Below are 1,894 nucleotides of genomic sequence, written 5' to 3' on the forward strand. Positions count from 1 at the left end.
GGACGAGGATCCATTCAAGATCGCGTTTTCGGCGGTGCGGCTGGCAGTCGTCGGTTTCCTTCTGCCCTTCGCCTTCGTGTTCAACCCCGGTCTGCTTTTGCTGTCGGATCCGCTGTTCAATGTCATCGCGGTGTCTGGCGGGGTGCTGGCCACGCTGGCGATCGCGGTGTCGGTGGAAGGCTCAATCGGATTGCCGCTGGGGCGCGTGGAACGACTGGTGCTGACATTGGCTGCGGCCGCCGCCGTGATGCCTTTCACGCTCGTGGCGTTGGGCGGGATTCTGGTGATCCTCGCATTCGCCGGACGTTACGCCCTGCTGATGCGCGGCGGTGGCCCACAGAAAGAGACCAGTGCCTGAGAAAGGCCGGGCGCGGTTCTTGCGCCCGGCCGACCGAATGACTTCTACCGATGCTGATACAAAGGAACAGACGTGGCCGAAACGCGCGCAACATCGATCCCGAGAACTCCGCCTTTCTGGAAACGTTGGGCCATTAGTATGCTCGCGGTCTACCCGCCGCTTGTGCTACTCGTATACGCCTCGCGCAGCCTACTAAAAGGCGTGCCTACACCGGCCGTACTTTTTCTGGTTGCCCTGTGCCTGACAGGATTGTCCACTGGGTTGATCCTTCCCTTTCTGCACCGCTGTCTCGCAGGCTGGCTGCAGCGATGACGCCGCCGGCCTAGCTTGACAAAAAAAATTAGATAGCTAAGAATAGATGTGGGAAATTTCTGCACTTGCTGGAGGAGAACGACATGCTGACATATGAAGAAAACGAGCTGCTGACGCGAGTGACCGGGGATGCCCCGATGGCAAAGCTCATGCGCCAGCACNNTGGACACCCGTCTGTCTNCATCGAAGAGGTAGCCGAGAACGACGGCAAGCCGCTACGCGTCGAGGTTCTGGGGGAGAGCTATGTCGCTTTCCGCGACACCAAGGGCCGCTTGGGCATGCTCGACGAGCTTTGTCCGCATCGCAAAGCGTCGCTGGTTTATGGCCGCAACGAGGATTGCGGACTGCGCTGCCTCTACCACGGCTGGAAGATGGATGTGGATGGCAACGTGGTTGCGATGTCTTCCGAACCGGAAGGCAGCCCCCTCANCAAGATCCGCGTGCCGGCTAACTGGGCGCAGATCCACGAAGGTCAAATCGACAGCGCGCATAGCTCGTCGCTGCACTCCTCCAACATGGTTCCGGCGCGGGTCGAAGGCGCTTCGTCGGACGAAAAGTCCTGGTATCGGCCATCGACGGACAAGTCGCCGCGGATGCAAACCGAGACCACAAGTTACGGTTTCCACTACGCCGCGATCCGCAAGCCGATCAAGAACGCGAAGACCCACAACTACCTGCGGATCACCGAGTTCGTGGCACCTTACTATTCGTTGATCCCGCCGAACAACAACTACAAAGTGGCCAGCGTGATCGTGCCGATTAACGATGACGAGACCGCCTTCCACTTTATCGCGTTTGGTGGTCCGAACGTGCCCTCGACGGAGGAATGGCGCAAGTTTGCCCATGCGGTACCGGGGGTCGATGTCGACGACAAGTGGCGGCCCGTGCGAACGCTGGAAAACGATTTCCTGCAAGACCGCGAACGTATGGCGGAAGGGCATTTTACAGGGGTCGACGGCATCCCTAACGAGGATATCGTCATGTGGGTGTCCATGGGGAGCCGCGTGCAGCGCGAAACCGACACGCTCGGCGCCTCGGACCTGGCAATCGTGGAATTCCGCCGCCTTATGGTGGATGCGGCGCAGAAGGTCGCCGAAGGCGGTCGTGCCATCGGCACCGACGCCGAAGTGCCGCAAGCGCTGATAGCCTCGCATGAGGGCGTCTATTCCAAGGACGTCGACTGGCGCACCCTGGTCAACCCGAAGGCTGACTCGCAGGCCGCCG

At 60.5% G+C, this 1,894-nt stretch carries 1 protein-coding gene and 1 pseudogene; both read left to right on the forward strand.

The annotated features are described in order from the left end of the window. Window positions 1–358: pseudogene (locus GQE99_RS21450) on the forward strand (hypothetical protein); the annotation flags it as partial. A 461-nt stretch (window positions 359–819) separates the two neighbouring features. Further along, window positions 820–1,894: Rieske 2Fe-2S domain-containing protein (locus tag GQE99_RS01635; protein ID WP_456237983.1), on the forward strand; the 1,075-nt coding region annotated here is incomplete at its 3' end.

It is taken from the genome of Maritimibacter harenae (assembly GCF_009882975.1).
Taxonomy (GTDB): domain Bacteria; phylum Pseudomonadota; class Alphaproteobacteria; order Rhodobacterales; family Rhodobacteraceae; genus Maritimibacter; species Maritimibacter harenae.